A 15,194-nucleotide genomic window follows, 5' to 3' on the forward strand; every position below is an offset into this window, starting at 1 on the left:
CTCAGACGATCGCCCAGAGCAGCGCGGCCATCGCGAAGCCGGTCAGCGAGAGCACGGTCTCCAGCACCGACCAGGTCAGCAGGGTCTCCTTGACCGTCATGTTGAAGTACTTCGCGACGATCCAGAACCCGCCGTCGTTGACGTGGCTGAGGATGATGGAGCCGGCGCAGATGGCCGCGGCGATCAGGGCCAGATGGGCCTGGGAGTATCCGTCGGCGGTGAGCAGCGGACCGACGATGCCGCCGGTGGTGACGATGGCGACGGTGGCCGAGCCCTGGGCGATGCGCAGACCGCAGGAGATGACGTAGGCGAGCAGCAGGACGGGCAGACCCGCGCTGGACAGGCTCTTGGCCAGCGCGGCGCCGACGCCCGTCGCGGAGATGACGGCACCGAAGAAGGCACCGGCGCCGACGACCAGCAGGATCATGCCGACCGGCTTGAGCGAGTTGCTGCTGAGCTCGCTGAACTCCGCGTTGGTCATGCCACGCCGTACGCCGAGCAGGTAGTAGGCGAGCAGGACCGCGATGAGCAGCGCGACGGCGGGATTGCCGAGGAAGGTCAGGACGCTGAGCAGATCGCGGTCGGGATCGAGAATGAGCGTGCCGAAGGTGGCGCCGAGGATCAGCACCAGCGGGAGCAGGATCACGCTCATCACCAGGGCCAGCGACGGCTCCGGCTTGGCGTCCTGCACGTCCTCCGCGGCGACGAACTCGTCCGGCACACTGACCGGGACGCGCGGCGCGATGTAGAGCGGCCAGAGCACGCCGGCGACGGCGAACGCGGGCAGACCGCAGGCCAGGCCGATGATGATCAGCCAGCCCATGTCGACGTGCAGCAGCCCGGCGACCGCGGTCGGGCCAGGGTGCGGCGGCAGGAACGCGTGGGTCATCGAGAGCCCGGCGAGGACCGGCAGTGCGTACAGGACGAGCGACTTGCCGCCGCGCTTGGCCGCGACGTACACCAGCGGGGCGAGCACGAAGATGCCGATGTCGAAGAAGACCGGGATGCCGAAGATCAGGCCGACCAGGCCCATCGCGACCGGCGTGCCCTTGGGGCCGAACAGCCTGAGCAGCCGGCGGCTCAGCACGTCGGCGCCGCCGGATCGTTCGAGCAGCGCGCCGAGCACGGTGCCGAGGCCGATGATCACCGCGATGTGGCCGAGGATGCCGCCGAAGCCCTTCTCCAGCAGCGAATCGCTGGACTTCAGCGCCGTACCGACGATCGTGCGGACGTTCAGCCCGGCCGCCAGGGCCAGGAACAGGCTGGTGGCGAGCAGCGAGATGAACGGTTCGAGCTTGACCTTGATGATCAGGAACAGCAGCAGCGCGATCGCTACCACGCACAGCAGCAGCAGTCCTGGCGTGCTGGTGTGCAGCCAGTCGATGGCTTCGGACATGGGGGGACTCCGAGGGGTGGGTGGGATGAGAACTGCGTTCGGGACAACGCAGTGCAACCGCCGTACGCGCGCGTACGGCGTGATCGCGCCGGCCTCACAGCGGGCCGGCGCGGTACGGCTTCCGGGCTAGCGGAGGACGGCGCAGAAGGCCTTCGCCTTCTCGGTGATGCCGGCCCACTGGCCGTCGGCGACGTCGGTGGGGGAGACGACGTCGGTGCCGGCGCTGACCGCGAGCGCGCCGGCGTCGAGGAACGCGCGCGCGTTGCCCGCGTTCACCCCGCCGGACGGGACCAGCGCGACGCCGGGGAACGGGCCGCTCAGGTCCTTGAGGTACTTCGGGCCGAACTGGTGCGCCGGGAAGATCTTCACCGCGTCGGCGCCGAGCGCGATCGCGGTCATCACCTCGGACGGCGTGAGCGCGCCGAGCACGACCGGTACGCCGCCCGCCTGCGCCGCGGCGACCACCTCGGCCGCTTCCGGGCCCTGTCCTGGCGTGACCAGGAACTGCGCACCGGCCTCGACCGCCGTGCGCGCCTGGGCCGCGGTCTGCACGGTCCCGGCGCCGACGACGGCTCCGGTGTCGCCGAACGCGGCCCGCTCCAGGTGCCGGGGCAGGTCGGGGGTCGTGAAGGTCAGCTCGATCACGTGGATGCCGCCGGCAACCAGTGCGGAGCACAGGTCACGCGCGTCGCCGATCTCCGGGGCGCGGACGACGCTCAGCACGCGGTCGGTGCGCAGCAGGTCCAGGGTGGTCATGCGGGGTCCTTTCGGTGGGGCGGGAAGATGGGGCCGGGGGGCGGCCGGTGTGCAGGGCAAGGGGGCGAGGTGGTCGTCCGTGCGCGGGTCAGGGCGCACTGGTGTCCGGTCAGGGCGCGCCGGCCGGCGTACGGCGGATCGCGCGGCCCGGCAGCGCGTCGGTGCGCTCGCCGTTCTCGATCACCGGGACACCGCCGACGAGAACCCACGGAATGCCCTCGGCCTGCCGGCGCGGCTCGGCGAACGTGGCGGTGTCCTTCACGGTCTCGGGATCGAAGAGCACCAGGTCGGCGTGGTATCCCTCGCGGATCAGGCCGCGGTCGGTCAGGCCGAGCCGGCGGGCGGGGCGACCGGTCAGGTGGTGGACGCAGTCGGCGAGTTCGAGGACGCCGAGCTCGCGGACGTAGTGGGCCAAGTAGCGCGGGAACGTCCCCCAGGCGCGTGGGTGCGGTTTGCCGCCGACGAGGATCGCGTCCGAGCCGCCGGTGTGGGTCGGGTGCTGCATGATCGCCCGCACGTTCTCCTCGTGGCCGACGTGCTGGAGGATCGTCGTGGCCAGGTTGTCGCGGACCAGTAGATCGAAGTAGACCCAGGACGGCGGTTTGCCGACGTCTTCGGCGAGCTCGGCGACCGTCTTGCCGACGGCGCCGGCCAGGTCGGGGTTCTTCACGCCGCCGATCTCGATGGTGTTCCACTCGGTCACGCAGCCGTGGCAGCCGTCGGTGCCGACCTGCTCCAGCTCGTGGGCGATGCGTTGCCGATCTTCGGGGTTCTGCAGCCGGGCCAGCAGGGCGTCCGGGCCGCCCTCGGCGGTCCAGCTGGGCAGGATCGCGGCGAGAGTTGTTGCTCCTGGCAAGTACGGGTAGGTGTCGGTGGTGATGTCGACACCCTGGGCCAGGCCGTCGTCGATCATCGCGAGCAGGTCGACGCCGCGGCCGCGGTTCGGCGCGAAGTTCATCGTCGCGTGGGTGAGGTGGAGCGCGCAGCCGGAGCGTTCGGCGACGTCGATCATCTCGGCGTACGCGTCGAGGGCGCCCCGGCCGTACGAGCGCTGGTGTGGGCTGTAGTAACCGCCGTACCGGGCGACGACCTTGCAGAGCTCGACCAGCTCGTCGGTGGTCGCGAACATGCCCGGGGTGTAGGTCAGCCCGCTGCTCATCCCGAGCGCGCCCTGCTCGAGTCCTTCCGCCAGCAGCCGTTTCATCTCGCCCAGCTCGGCGTCGGTGGCCGGGCGGTTCTCGGTGCCGACCACCATCATCCGCAAGGTCCCCTGCGGCACCAGGTACGCCGCGTTGCAGGCGATCCCTTGATCCAGCCGGTCCAGATAGCCCTGCACGGAGTCCCAGGAGAAGTCGAAGTCGTCCGGCTCGCCGTTCCACCCGGCGATCTGCCGGCGTACCGCCTGCCGGGTCGGGTCGTCGATCGGCGCGAACGACAGGCCGTCCTGGCCCAGCACCTCCAGGGTGACCCCTTGGCTGACCTTCGCGGTGTGATCCGGGTTGGCGAGGATCTGCAGATCCGAATGCGCGTGCATGTCGATGAACCCAGGCGCCAGCACCAGCCCTTGGGCGTCGATGGTCCTTCGAGCCGGCGCGGCTTGACCGATGACGGTGATCCGCCCGTCGTCGACGGTGACATCGGCGCTGTACGCCGGGGCGCCGGTGCCGTCCAGGACCGTGGCGTTGAGGATCTGCAGGTCGGTCATCAGAAGAACGTCCGGACCAGATCCACGACCACCGGGTCGGCGGCGTCCGGATCGTCGATGACCGGGATCAGGCCCCACTTGTCGAACGCGGTGCAGGGATGCGACAGCCCGACGCGCAGCTCGTCGCCGATGACCACCGGAGGTTCGCCCTCGAAGGTGAGGAAGCCGTGCTGGTCGTTGAGCTTTCTGACGGTCATGCCCGTGAGCGGAGTGGGGGAGTCGCCCTCGGCGCGTGGGCGGAGGAGCTGCGGCTCGGGCATGCCCTCGTCGAAGGGCAGGTCGCGTTTGCCGGCGTCGAAGATGGCCAGGCCTGGTTCGGGTTGCGAGGTGATGCGGACCCAGCCGTGCATCGAGGGGATCAGGCGGTCGCCGTCGGTGCGGGGTGCGGAGCCGAGGGGAGAGATCTGCCGGTAGTAGCCGTCGTCGTGGGCGATGTAGGCGCCGGAACGGAGAACGACCCGGGCGGCGGGAGCAAGGGGACCGAGGACCTTCGCGACCTGCTCGAAGTAGGCACTGCCGCCTGCGCTGACCACCGGAGTCAGACCGTCTTCGTAGAGATCGGTGAGCTTGGCGTGGACGTCGGCAAGCGACCGCAGGTACGCGCGGACGTGCTCCAGCCCGGCCTCGTCGGCGCCGTGAGCGATGGCGCCTTCGTACCCGGCGACCCCGGCGAGGCGGAGGGTGGACGCCGAGGCGATGGCCTGCCCGACCGCGACGGCGGTCTCGGCATCGCGAGCGCCCGTCCGGCCCTGCGCTCCACCGATCTCGACCAGGACGTCGAGCGGCCGCGCGTCCGGCCCGACGTACGCGGATCGCGCCGCTTCGAGCTGTTCGACAGTGCGGACGGAGTCGGCCCAGACCAGCACCTCGAACTCAGGGTCGGCCGCCAGTTCGTCGGCGATCCAGCGCAGTTGCAGCGGGGAGATCACCGCGTTCGCGACCATCACCCGCCGTACGCCGAACGTCCGGGCGACGCCGAGCTGGAACCCGTTGGCCAGCGTGATCGCCCACGCGCCCGCGTCGAGCTGCGCGGCCCACAGCGCCGGCGCCATCGTCGTCTTGCCGTGCGGTGCCAGCTCGACGCCGTGGTCGGCACACCACCGGGCCATGGTCGCGACGTTGTGCCGCATCCCCGGCCCGGACAGGGTCAGCAGGGGAGTCGGCAGCTGCGACAGTCGCGGCCGGTCGGCGAGGATCTCGCGCACGGTCCGGCCCCACCACGCCGGCGGCAACGCCTTGTCCTGCCAGCTGACCGGCTGGTCCGCGAGGGCTGCGACCGCGGCGGCGTCGTAGGAAGCTGACATCGGCTGGTTCCTCCAGAAACTGGGCTGATTGCGTAGAATGCAACGACCGTTGCGCATTCTGACCACTCGGTTGTAGCATCGCGCCAGAACTCCCGTCAACGGACTGCGAGAGAGGACACCTCATGGTCGACCCGGTGCCCCGCGCGGTCTGTCTCGGGGAGGCGATGATCATGCTGGCGGCCGACACCGGTGCGCCGCTCGAGGATGTCGAGACCTTCCGCCGTTCGGTCGGCGGCGCCGAGTGCAACGTGGCCGGCGGACTGGCCGCGCTCGGCATCCCGACCGGCTGGATCTCCCGCGTCGGCGCCGACGGGTTCGGCCGGTACGTGCTGCGGGATCTGCAGGCCCGCAACGTCGACGTCGGCGGCGTCGAGGACGACCCGCTGCGACCGACCGGCCTCTACGTGAAGCACACGCTGGCCGGCCGGACCCGGATGCACTACTACCGCTCGGGCTCGGCCGCCGCCGCGATGGACCCCGGCTTCCTCGACCGCCCGGCCGTCCGCAACCGGCTGGCCGGCGCCGAACTCGTCCACACCACCGGCATCACCGCGGCCATCTCCACCTCGGCGGCCGCGATGCTCGACCGTCTGGCCGCACTTCGCGACACCCTCGGCTTCGTCCTCAGCGTCGACCTCAACTGGCGCCCGGCGTTGTGGCGGGACAAGGATCCCGCCCCGCTGTGGCGATTGCTGCGCGCGGCGGACGTGATCCTGATCGGCGCGGACGAGGCGATGCTCTTCGCCGGTACCAGTGACCCGGCCGAGCTGCGCGCGTTGTTGGGGCCAAGGGCAACCATCTTGGTGAAGTCGGACGCGCACGTCGCGCTCGCACTCGAGCCGGGCGCCGAAGAGCGACGGACCGAGGTGCCCGCCCTGACGGTCGATGTGGTCGAGCCGGTCGGAGCGGGAGACGCCTTTGCCGCCGGCTACCTGGCCGCGACCCTGCAGGGCTTGCCGATGGAGCAGCGACTGCGCTCCGGACACCTGAGCGCCGCCGCGGTGCTCGCCGTGCCGGACGACCACGCCGCACCGCCGGAGCCCGCCGTACGACGGGCGCTGCTGGAGTGTTCGGCACAGGAGTGGGCCGAGACGCGGGTCGGTCCGATGGGTGTCAGTGTCGGAGGTCTGGTGTGAGTCAGAGTCTGGGCCGAGCCCTGCAGATCCTGGTCAGCCTCGGCGAGGGCGACCGGTCGCTCGATCAGTTGGCGACCGAGCTCGACGTGCACAAGACGACCGTGCTGCGCCTGCTGCGCACGATGGAGGCCGAACGCTTCGTACGGCGTGACGAAGCGCATCGCTACCGGCTCGGCTCGCGGCTGTTCTCGCTGGCCGACGCGGCCCGCGAGCAGCACGTCGTACGGGCTGTTGCCGCGCCGCATCTGCGTCAGCTGAACCAGCGGACCGGCCAGACCGTGCACCTCGCGGCGTACGAGAACGGGCAGGTCATCTACATCGACAAGCTCGACAGCGTGCAGTCGGTCCGGATGTACTCCCAGGTCGGCGTCCCGGCGGCACTGCACTGTACGGCGGTCGGCAAGGTGCTGCTCGCGGCCCAGCCGAAGCGCCAGCGCGAGGCGTTGCTCGGCACGATCGAGTACCACCGGTTCACGCCGAACACGATCACCGGACCGGACCAGTTGCGCGACGAGCTGGACAAGGTCCGGGCGCAGGGCTGGGCGCAGGACCGGGCCGAGCACGAGTCGTTCATCAACTGCATCGGCGCCCCGATCACCGAGCGCTCCGGCCGGGTGGTCGGCGCGGTCTCGATCTCGGTACCCGACGTCCTGCTGAACTACGAGCAGGTGCTCGAGCTCCTGCCCGACCTGCTCGCCACCACGGCCGCCATCGGCGTGGACTACCACTAGAAGAGAGGCTTTCCCCCAGATGTCCGACAAGACCGCCGTTTCCACCCCCGACGCGCCCGCCCCGATGCCGGTGTTCTCCCAGGGCGTGCGCAAGGGCAACATCCTGCAGGTCTCCGGCCAGGGCTCGGTCGACCCCGCGACCGGTTCGTTCGTGCACGAGGGCGACGTGAAGGCGCAGACCACCCGGGTGCTGCAGAACATCGAGGCGATCCTGAAGGCCGGCGGCGCGAGCTTCGACGACGTGCTGATGCTGCGCGTCTACCTGACCTCGCGCGACCTGTTCACGCCGATGAACGAGGCGTACGCCGAGTTCGTCGGCGCGCGCACCCCGAGCGGCGTGCTGCCGTCGCGCACGACGGTCTTCACCGGTCTGCCGCGCGAGGAGATGCTGGTCGAGATCGACGCGCTCGCCGTTCTGTCCTGACTCCTGGGACCGCCGTCTCATCAACTGGTTGAAGGTGGGACGATAGGCGGGATGGCCGATCCCGTCAGTCTGTGGAAGATCGCCCCCTCGGTGTACCTGCCGGCCTTGCTGTACGGCATCGGCCAGGGGGCGATCGCTCCGGTGATCGCCCTGTCGGCGCGCGATCTCGGGGCGTCGTTCGCGGTGGCCGGTCTGGTCGTCGCGGCAGCCGGAGTCGGCCAGGTGATCGGCGACATCCCCGCGGGCACGCTGACCACTCGCATCGGCGAACGTCGCGCGATGTTGCTGGCGACCTTGCTGGTGTCGGTCGCGCTGGTCGCGTGCCTCGTCGTACCGAACGTATGGGGCCTGGCTCTCGCGATCGGCGCCACCGGTCTGGCCGGCTCCGTCTGGGGTCTGGCCCGGCAGGCCTACCTGAGCGAAGCCGTCCCGCTGGAACTGCGAGCGCGGGCCCTGTCGACGCTGGGCGGCGTCCAGCGGATCGGCTCGTTCATCGGCCCGTTCCTCGGCGCCTTCGTGATGCGCTTCCTCGGTACCGACGGCGCCTACTGGGTCCACCTCGTCGCCGCGGCGCTGGCCTGCGTCGTCCTGCTGAGCCTGCCCGACATCGAGTCCGTACGCCGGAACCGCCTGGCCCGGCCGGTCGTGGTGCAGTCCACCCGCGCGGTGATCCGCGAGCACCTCCCCGTTCTGCGAACCCTCGGCGTCGGCGCGCTGCTCGTCGGCGCGGTCCGGGCGTCCCGGCAGGTGGTGGTGCCGCTCTGGGCCGAGCACATCGGCCTGGATCCGCAGACCACCAGCCTGATCTTCGGCGTCTCCGGGGCGGTCGACATGTTGCTGTTCTATCCCGCCGGATCGGTGATGGACCGGTTCGGCCGCAAGTGGGTCGCGGTGCCGTCGATGACGGTGCTCGGTGCCGCTCACCTGTTGCTGCCGTTGACCCACTCGGCGGGCGCCCTGACCGCCGTCGCCCTGCTGATGGGGGTCGGCAACGGGCTCGGTGCCGGGGTGATCATGACGCTGGGCGCGGACGCCTCGCCGCCGGTCGGGCGGGCGCAGTTCCTCGGGGCGTTCCGGCTCTTCGCGGACTCCGGCAGCGCGGGTGGGCCGTTCCTGCTCGCGGCAGTGACGGCGGTGAGCGCGTTGGCCCCGGCTATCCTGGTGATGGGTCTGACCGGCTGGGCCGCCGCACTGGCGATGAACCGCTGGATTCCACCCCGCCCGCAGCCGTCGGAGTAACCGATTTGGTGGGACACGCCCGGACAGTTACTCTTGACACTGCCGAAGACCGCTGGTTGTCGCGCCTGATCTGTGTCAGAGCGACTGAAGGTCCCACGAAGGTGGGCGGCCCGCGCAGGTGACTTGGAAGTGTGACAGTTTCGTATGTTCACGCCCTTGCGCCTGCGCAAGGGCGTTTTCGTTTTGTGGGTCGGCGGTGTGGCAGACAAGTCCAACTCTGTCGGAAGACAGAGCGGAAGGAGACCCATGGCGAGGCCGGACAAGGCTGCCGACGTCGCAGAGCTCACTGAGAACTTCAAGAGCTCCAACGGCGCCGTGCTGACCGAGTACCGCGGACTCACCGTGGCGCAGCTGCGGGAGCTCCGCACTACGCTCGGTGACGACGTGAACTACGCCGTGGTGAAGAACACGCTGACCAAGATCGCGGCCAAGGACGCCGGGGTGGAGTCGTTCGACTCGCTCCTGCAGGGTCCGTCGGCCATCGCCTTCATCAAGGGCGACCCGGTGGTCGCGGCCAAGGGGCTGCGTGACTTCGCCAAGGCCAATCCCCTTCTCGTCATCAAGGGCGGTGTGCTGGACGGTAAGGCACTCGGCTCCGACGAGATCACCAAGCTCGCTGACCTGGAGTCGCGTGAGGTTCTCCTCGCGAAGCTCGCAGGCGCGATGAAGGCGGCCCCGCAGCAAGCGGTGTCGCTGTTCGCTGCTCCGCTGTCGCAGGCCGCGCGCCTGTTCGCGGCGCTGCAGGACAAGCTGCCGGCCGAGGACGCCCCCGTGGCGGACGAGGCTCCGGCTGCCGAAGCGGTGCAGGACGCACCCGCCGACGCGCCTGCCGAGGCGAGCACCGAGGAGACCGCGCCGGCCGAGAGCTGACGCGCCTTTCTCACGCAACACCCCATTCAGTGATCATCAGCTAGACGTTTAGGAAGGACCGCCACCATGGCGAAGCTCAGCACCGAAGAGCTGCTCGGCCAGTTCAAGGAACTGACCCTGCTGGAGCTGTCGGAGTTCGTTAAGGCCTTCGAGGAGGAGTTCGGCGTGACCGCCGCCGCTCCCGTCGTTCAGGCCGCTCCGGGGGCCCCGGCCGCCGGTGCCGCCGAAGAGGCCGTCGAGCAGGACGAGTTCGACGTCGTTCTCGAGTCGGCCGGCGACAAGAAGATCCAGGTCATCAAGGAGGTGCGTGGCCTCACGAGCCTCGGCCTGAAGGAGGCCAAGGACCTCGTCGAGAGCGCGCCGAAGGCCATCCTGGAGAAGGTCGACAAGGCTGCCGCGGAGAAGGCCAAGGAGGCCCTCGAGGGCGCCGGGGCCACCGTCACCCTCAAGTGACTTGTGCGGCTGTCAGCCGCACACTCCAGCAGTACCACCGAAGGGCGGTCCCGCAAGGGGCCGCCCTTCGGCCTGTCCGGCTCAAAGTCGCGCGCTGCGGCGGGCCAGGTCGAGAATGCCCCGGCGGGCCGGGACCCCCACGTACCGGTGGGCGCCTTCGGCCACAAACACCGTGAGGCCGATCCAGCCCAGCGCCAGCAGCGCGTTGGAGAGCGTGCCGGCGTGCACCGGGCCGAAGCCGTGCAGCACCAGGGCGTGCAGCAGGAACAGCGGATAACCGATCACGCCGAGGCGAACGAGCAGCGGATGAGCCGGCCAGCGGGGAGCCGGCAGTTCGCGACCGGCCAACGCCATGCCGAGCGTGAAGACCGGCAGCCAGGCCGGCGGGAAACGGTCGAGCGCGATCGAGGTGGTCAGTTGCACCGCGGCGAGAGCGCCGGCGACGGCGAGCGAAACCAGCGCCGCGCGACCGGGAGCCGCCGCGACAACGCGGGCGAGCAGGGGATAGACCAGATAGCAGAGCACCAGCGTGCCGACGAACCACGTCTGGTCGGCGTACACGGCACGCACCCAGTCGCTGCCGTTCAGGGCGCCGAGCATCAGGACGGCGAGCCCGGCAATCACGAAGAGCGGCACGATTCGCGCAATACGGGCCATCGCGTAGCGGCCGATCACGCGGCGGCCGGAGGCGTAGGAGAGTCCGGGGTAGTTGTACGCGAGCACGAAGCCGGAGAGCAGCAAGAAGAACGGCACCGCGGCAAGGGCCGTGACCGTGATCAGGTCCTGCAGGTAGCCCGGCGCACCCCGCCAGACGCCGACCGTCGACGCAACAACCGCCAGCCCGGCCAGACCACGCAGACCGGTCGCCGCCAGCAGCTCAGGCCGCGGATGCGACAGCGCGGCGCCCTCGGTGACGGATGTGAGACCGCTCACGCCGACACCTCTGACTTCGTACGCTCAGTGATCACAGGGCGCGTCCGTGGGACCAGCCGAAGAACGGCCCGTCGAGCCGGGACCTCGATCAGCCGGTGCGCCCCTTCGCCGATCAGCAGGCACAACCCGGCGACCACCACCACACCGGCGTACGGCGCCCAGCCGGCCGGGTCGGCGAGCATGCTGCCGCGGTCCTTGCCGAGGAACGACAGCAACGGCCGATGGGTCAGGTAGACGGCGTAACTGGCGGTACCCAGCGTCACCAGAGCGCGCGTCGCGAAGAACCGCGACAACCACGCGCCGGGTGCCGCCGCCAGCGCCAGCAGCAGGACGGCGAAGGGCACGGTCCACATCGCTCCGTAGAACGCGGGCAGCATCCATCGCGCGTGACTCGGCCCGGCCGCGGCGATCACGAGCACCACCACGACGCACAGTGCCTGCACCCATCCGGCGACCCGTGTGCGCAGCTTGAATCCGCGCAGCAGCAGGAAGGCCAGCGACACCCCGATCGCGAACTCCGACAGCCGCGGCAACGGATTGCGGTACAGCCAGCGATGCCCGGACGACGGGTCCTTCACCGACAGGAACGCCCAGCCCTCGGCCGTGAACAGCGCGACCAGGAACACCTGCACCGCGAACGCGAACGCGATCAGCCCGAGCAACCCGGCCGCGCCGAATCGCTTGGACAGCAAGGCGACCAGCGGCACGAGGAACGGGAACACGGCGTACAGGAAGAGCTCGACGCAGATCGACCAGCCGGGCGGGTTGTAGCTGGCCTGGCCGATCGCGTAGTCGCCCGACCAGGTCTGGATCGCGAGCAGGTGCCGCCACAACGACTCCTGCGGTACGCCGTGCGCGGCGCGCTGCAGGACGAGATAGAGCAGCACGACCCAGTACAGCGGCATCACCCGCGCGATCCGGGCGACGTAGAACCGCCAGAGCCGGCCGGGCGATCCGATCGTCAGTGTCGAGTAGTTCCAGGCCAGCACCAGGCCGGACAGCATGAAGAACAGTGGGACGCCGATGTAGCCCGACTGGACCAGATTGCGCAGCGGCTCCGGCGCCGAGGCCGGTAACCCGATGTGATGAAGCACCACGGCGAGTGCCGCCGCGGCCCGTACGCCGGTCAGCGCTAGGATCTCCGAGCGCGGATGTGGGAGCTGGTCCCCGTGCTGCGGCGAGGTGATCCCTTGCGGCGGCCGGCGTCGCAAACGGTTCAACCAAGTAGCTGACCGCGGCACACGTTCCTCCGGCGACTGGGACTCGACGCCGCCTCGAAGGGCGACCCGCAGGACTGTACCCGACCAGGGCGGTCCGGTCCGGGACCGCACAGCGTGACCGGCGTACGGGCTGTGATCGGAGCGTTACGGGCCGATGGGCAGCTGTTGGTAAACAGGGGTTACGGAAAAAGGTACTCGTGCGTAACCTAGGGCACCGCCCCCTCGTTGGCTCGTTGCAGCGTCGTCGGTCGGGGGCCAACTTTTCCCGTGAGGAGGACCGGTGGGCGTAGAAGTCCGCGTCGAAGGACTCACGAAGTCCTTCGGAAAGCAGCTGATCTGGGGCGACGTGTCGCTGACGCTGCCCGCCGGTGAGATCTGCGTGATGCTGGGCCCTTCCGGTACCGGGAAGTCCGTTTTTCTGAAGACGCTGATCGGGCTGCTCAAGCCCGACAAGGGCCACGTGCACATCGAGGGCGTGGACATCGCCACCTGCCGCGAGCGCGAGCTGTACGAGATCCGCAAGCTGTTCGGCGTGCTGTTCCAGGACGGCGCGATGTTCGGCTCGATGAACCTGTACGACAACGTCGCCTTCCCGCTGCGTGAGCACACCCGCAAGTCCGAGTCCGAGATCCGCTCCATCGTGATGGAGAAGATGGAGATGGTCGGGCTGGTCGGCGCGGAGAAAAAGCTGCCCGGCGAGATCTCCGGCGGGATGCGCAAGCGGGCCGGGCTGGCCCGCGCGCTGGTGCTGGAGCCGGAGATCCTGCTGTTCGACGAGCCCGACTCCGGTCTCGACCCGGTCCGGACGGCGTTCCTCAACCAGCTGATCATCGACCTGAACGAGATGACCCAGGCCACCTGCCTGATCGTCACCCACGACATCAACACCGCCCGCACCGTGCCGGACAACATCGGCCTGCTCTACCACCGGCACCTGGCGATGTTCGGCCCGCGCGAGATGCTGCTGTCCAGCGAGGAGCCGGTGGTGCGCCAGTTCCTGAACGCGCAGCGCGTCGGCCCGATCGGCATGTCCGAGGAGAAGGACGCCGACGAGCTGGCCCGCGAGGCCGACCAGGAACTGCCGCCGCTGCCGCCGATCCCGCTGCAGCAGTTGCCGAGCAGCGGCGTGATCCGCCCGACCCAGCGCCCGCCGGGTGAGTGGTGCGAACAGAACGGGGTGACTCCGCCACCGGGCTCCTTCGCCTCAGACGTGGTAGGCGCCACATGACCGTACTTTTGGCCGCGCCTCCGGCACGGCGGGTCGTGGGGCTTGGTCTCCCGGTCTTCCCTCGTCGCTCCGGTCGCTTCGCTCCCTCCACTCCTCAGTCCAGACCGGGAGGCCCCACGACCTTTCGCGTGCGCCTCGAACCGGACCGGGAGGCGCCGTGACCGTGTCGGCAACTGCGCCCTTGAAGCACGCCGGATCGCTGTTCGCCTTCGCCTTGGACACCGCGCGGGCGTCGGTCCGGCGGCCGTTCCAGTTGCGGGAGTTTCTCCAGCAGGCCTGGTTCGTGGCCAGTGTGACGATCATTCCGACCGCGCTGGTGGCGATCCCATTCGGTGCGGTGATCGCGCTGCAGGTGGGCGGGTTGATCAAGCAGTTCGGCGCGCAGGCGTTCACCGGGTCGGCGGCCGTGCTGGCCGTGGTGCGGGAGGCCTCGCCGATCGCGACCGCGCTGCTGATCGCCGGCGCCGGTGGTTCGGCGATCTGCGCCGACCTCGGCTCGCGCAAGATCCGCGAGGAGCTGGACGCGATGATGGTGCTCGGCATCGACCCGATCCAGCGCCTGGTCGTGCCGCGGGTGCTGGCCACGATGCTGGTGGCGTTTTTCCTCAACGGCTTCGTCAGCGTGGTCGGCGTGATGGGCGGTTACGTCTTCAACGTCGTGCTCCAGGACGGCACCCCAGGCTCTTATATAGCGAGTTTCACCGCGCTCGCCCATCTGCCCGACCTGTGGCAGGGCCAGGCGAAGGCCTTGGTGTTCGGCTTCATCGCGGCGGTCGTCGCGTCGTACAAGGGGGTGAACGCCGGCGGTGGGCCGAAGGGCGTCGGTGACGCGGTCAACCAGTCGGTCGTGATCACGTTCATGCTGCTGTTCGTCGCGAACTTCTCGATGACCGCGATCTACTTCCAGCTCGTCCCGCCGAAGGGGGCCTGACGTGTCGGCCCTGGACGTCCTGATCAAGAAGCCGCTGAACTCGCTGGACCGGCTCGGCGAGCAGCTCGCCTTCTACCTGAAGGCGCTGGCCTGGTCCGGCAAGTCGATCACCCGGTACCGCAAGGAGATCCTCCGCCTGCTGGCCGAGGTGACGCTGGGCACCGGCGCGCTCGCGGTGATCGGCGGCACGGTCGGCGTGATCACGTTCCTGGCCTTCTTCACCGGCACCGAGGTCGGCCTGCAGGGCTACTCGGCGCTGAACCAGATCGGCACGTCGGCGTTCGCCGGCTTCGTCAGCGCCTACATCAACACCCGCGAGATCGGCCCGCTGATCGCCGGCATCGCGCTGGCCGCGACGGTCGGCTGCGGCTTCACCGCCCAGCTCGGCGCGATGCGGATCAGCGAGGAGATCGACGCGCTCGAGGTGATGGCGATCCCGTCGCTGCCGTTCCTGGTCACCACCCGGATCATCGCCGGGCTGATCGCGGTGGTGCCCCTGTACGTCGTGGGCCTGCTCTCGTCGTACTTCGCCACCCGGCTCACGGTGACCACGTTCTACGGGCAGAGCACCGGCACGTACGACCACTACTTCCATCTGTTCTTACCGCCGGGCGACGTGCTCTGGTCGTTCGGCAAGGTGCTGGTCTTCGCGGTGCTGGTGATCCTCGTGCACTGCTATCACGGCTACCACGCGACCGGCGGCCCGGCCGGCGTCGGCGTCGCGGTCGGCCGCGCGGTCCGGACGTCGATCGTGGTGATCAACGTGGTGGACCTGCTGCTGTCGATGGCGATCTGGGGGACGACGACCACGGTGAGGTTGGCCGGATGACTGTACTGATGCCTCGCCTCCGGCTCGGCGGGTCATGGG

The 15,194-nt window shown here is 69.7% G+C and carries 15 protein-coding genes; 9 read left to right on the forward strand and 6 right to left on the reverse strand.

Features of this window, described 5'->3' with window-relative positions; all coding sequences use genetic code 11:
- Position 1: 1 nt before the first annotated feature.
- The 4 genes from BWI15_RS37515 to BWI15_RS37530 form a co-directional block, all read right to left on the reverse strand.
- The gene (locus BWI15_RS37515; protein ID WP_077019199.1) at positions 2–1,396 is read right to left on the reverse strand and encodes a GntP family permease; all 1,395 of its coding nucleotides are present in this window, start codon (positions 1,394–1,396) and stop codon (positions 2–4) included.
- 126 nt (positions 1,397–1,522) lie between these two features.
- Positions 1,523–2,152 carry a bifunctional 4-hydroxy-2-oxoglutarate aldolase/2-dehydro-3-deoxy-phosphogluconate aldolase gene (locus tag BWI15_RS37520; RefSeq protein ID WP_077019200.1) on the reverse strand — a complete coding sequence of 210 codons (630 nt, stop codon included), beginning with the start codon at positions 2,150–2,152 and terminating at the stop codon, positions 1,523–1,525.
- A 109-nt stretch (positions 2,153–2,261) separates the two neighbouring features.
- Positions 2,262–3,857, reverse strand: a complete 1,596-nt coding sequence (locus BWI15_RS37525) for an N-acyl-D-amino-acid deacylase family protein (protein WP_077019201.1) — start codon at positions 3,855–3,857, stop codon at positions 2,262–2,264.
- Complete coding sequence (locus BWI15_RS37530; protein ID WP_077019202.1) at positions 3,857–5,161, reverse strand: amino acid deaminase; 1,305 nt, start codon at positions 5,159–5,161, stop codon at positions 3,857–3,859. The genes BWI15_RS37525 and BWI15_RS37530 overlap by 1 nt, the downstream gene beginning before the upstream one ends.
- A gap of 122 nt (positions 5,162–5,283) precedes the next feature.
- Here BWI15_RS37530 and BWI15_RS37535 point away from each other — a divergent pair, with 122 nt between their 5' ends.
- From BWI15_RS37535 to rplL, 6 genes are all read left to right on the forward strand, one after another.
- Positions 5,284–6,297, forward strand: coding sequence for a sugar kinase (locus BWI15_RS37535; protein WP_077019203.1), 1,014 nt, complete (start codon positions 5,284–5,286; stop codon positions 6,295–6,297).
- A complete protein-coding gene (locus BWI15_RS37540) occupies positions 6,294–7,028 on the forward strand; it encodes an IclR family transcriptional regulator (protein WP_077019204.1) in 735 nt (244 codons plus the stop codon). Before BWI15_RS37535 ends, BWI15_RS37540 begins: the two co-directional genes overlap by 4 nt.
- A 19-nt stretch (positions 7,029–7,047) precedes the next feature.
- Positions 7,048–7,452, forward strand: coding sequence for a RidA family protein (locus tag BWI15_RS37545; RefSeq protein ID WP_077019205.1), 405 nt, complete (start codon positions 7,048–7,050; stop codon positions 7,450–7,452).
- A 51-nt stretch (positions 7,453–7,503) separates the two neighbouring features.
- Entirely contained in the window at positions 7,504–8,691 is a 1,188-nt protein-coding gene (locus tag BWI15_RS37550; RefSeq protein WP_077019206.1) for an MFS transporter, read from the forward strand.
- 246 nt (positions 8,692–8,937) lie between these two features.
- Entirely contained in the window at positions 8,938–9,561 is a 624-nt protein-coding gene (gene rplJ, locus BWI15_RS37555; RefSeq protein ID WP_077019207.1) for a 50S ribosomal protein L10, read from the forward strand.
- Between the two features lie 66 nt (positions 9,562–9,627).
- Complete coding sequence (rplL, locus tag BWI15_RS37560; protein ID WP_077019208.1) at positions 9,628–10,014, forward strand: 50S ribosomal protein L7/L12; 387 nt, start codon at positions 9,628–9,630, stop codon at positions 10,012–10,014.
- 81 nt (positions 10,015–10,095) lie between these two features.
- On the opposite strand, the gene BWI15_RS37565 is transcribed toward rplL, so the two are convergent.
- Both BWI15_RS37565 and BWI15_RS37570 read right to left on the reverse strand, forming a co-directional pair.
- Complete coding sequence (locus BWI15_RS37565) at positions 10,096–10,947, reverse strand: acyltransferase family protein (protein WP_077019209.1); 852 nt, start codon at positions 10,945–10,947, stop codon at positions 10,096–10,098.
- Positions 10,944–12,167 (reverse strand): acyltransferase family protein, encoded by a 1,224-nt coding sequence (locus BWI15_RS37570; protein ID WP_168197428.1) that lies wholly within the window; start codon positions 12,165–12,167, stop codon positions 10,944–10,946. Before BWI15_RS37570 ends, BWI15_RS37565 begins: the two co-directional genes overlap by 4 nt.
- A gap of 280 nt (positions 12,168–12,447) precedes the next feature.
- Here BWI15_RS37570 and BWI15_RS37575 point away from each other — a divergent pair, with 280 nt between their 5' ends.
- From BWI15_RS37575 to BWI15_RS37585, 3 genes are all read left to right on the forward strand, one after another.
- A complete protein-coding gene (locus BWI15_RS37575) occupies positions 12,448–13,395 on the forward strand; it encodes an ABC transporter ATP-binding protein (protein WP_077019211.1) in 948 nt (315 codons plus the stop codon).
- Between the two features lie 157 nt (positions 13,396–13,552).
- Entirely contained in the window at positions 13,553–14,326 is a 774-nt protein-coding gene (locus tag BWI15_RS37580; protein ID WP_077019212.1) for an MlaE family ABC transporter permease, read from the forward strand.
- Position 14,327: 1 nt separating this feature from the next.
- A complete protein-coding gene (locus BWI15_RS37585; RefSeq protein WP_077019213.1) occupies positions 14,328–15,155 on the forward strand; it encodes an MlaE family ABC transporter permease in 828 nt (275 codons plus the stop codon).
- Positions 15,156–15,194: the final 39 nt, after the last annotated feature.

Origin of the sequence: Kribbella sp. ALI-6-A (genome assembly GCF_001984195.1) — a bacterium.
GTDB lineage: Bacteria > Actinomycetota > Actinomycetes > Propionibacteriales > Kribbellaceae > Kribbella.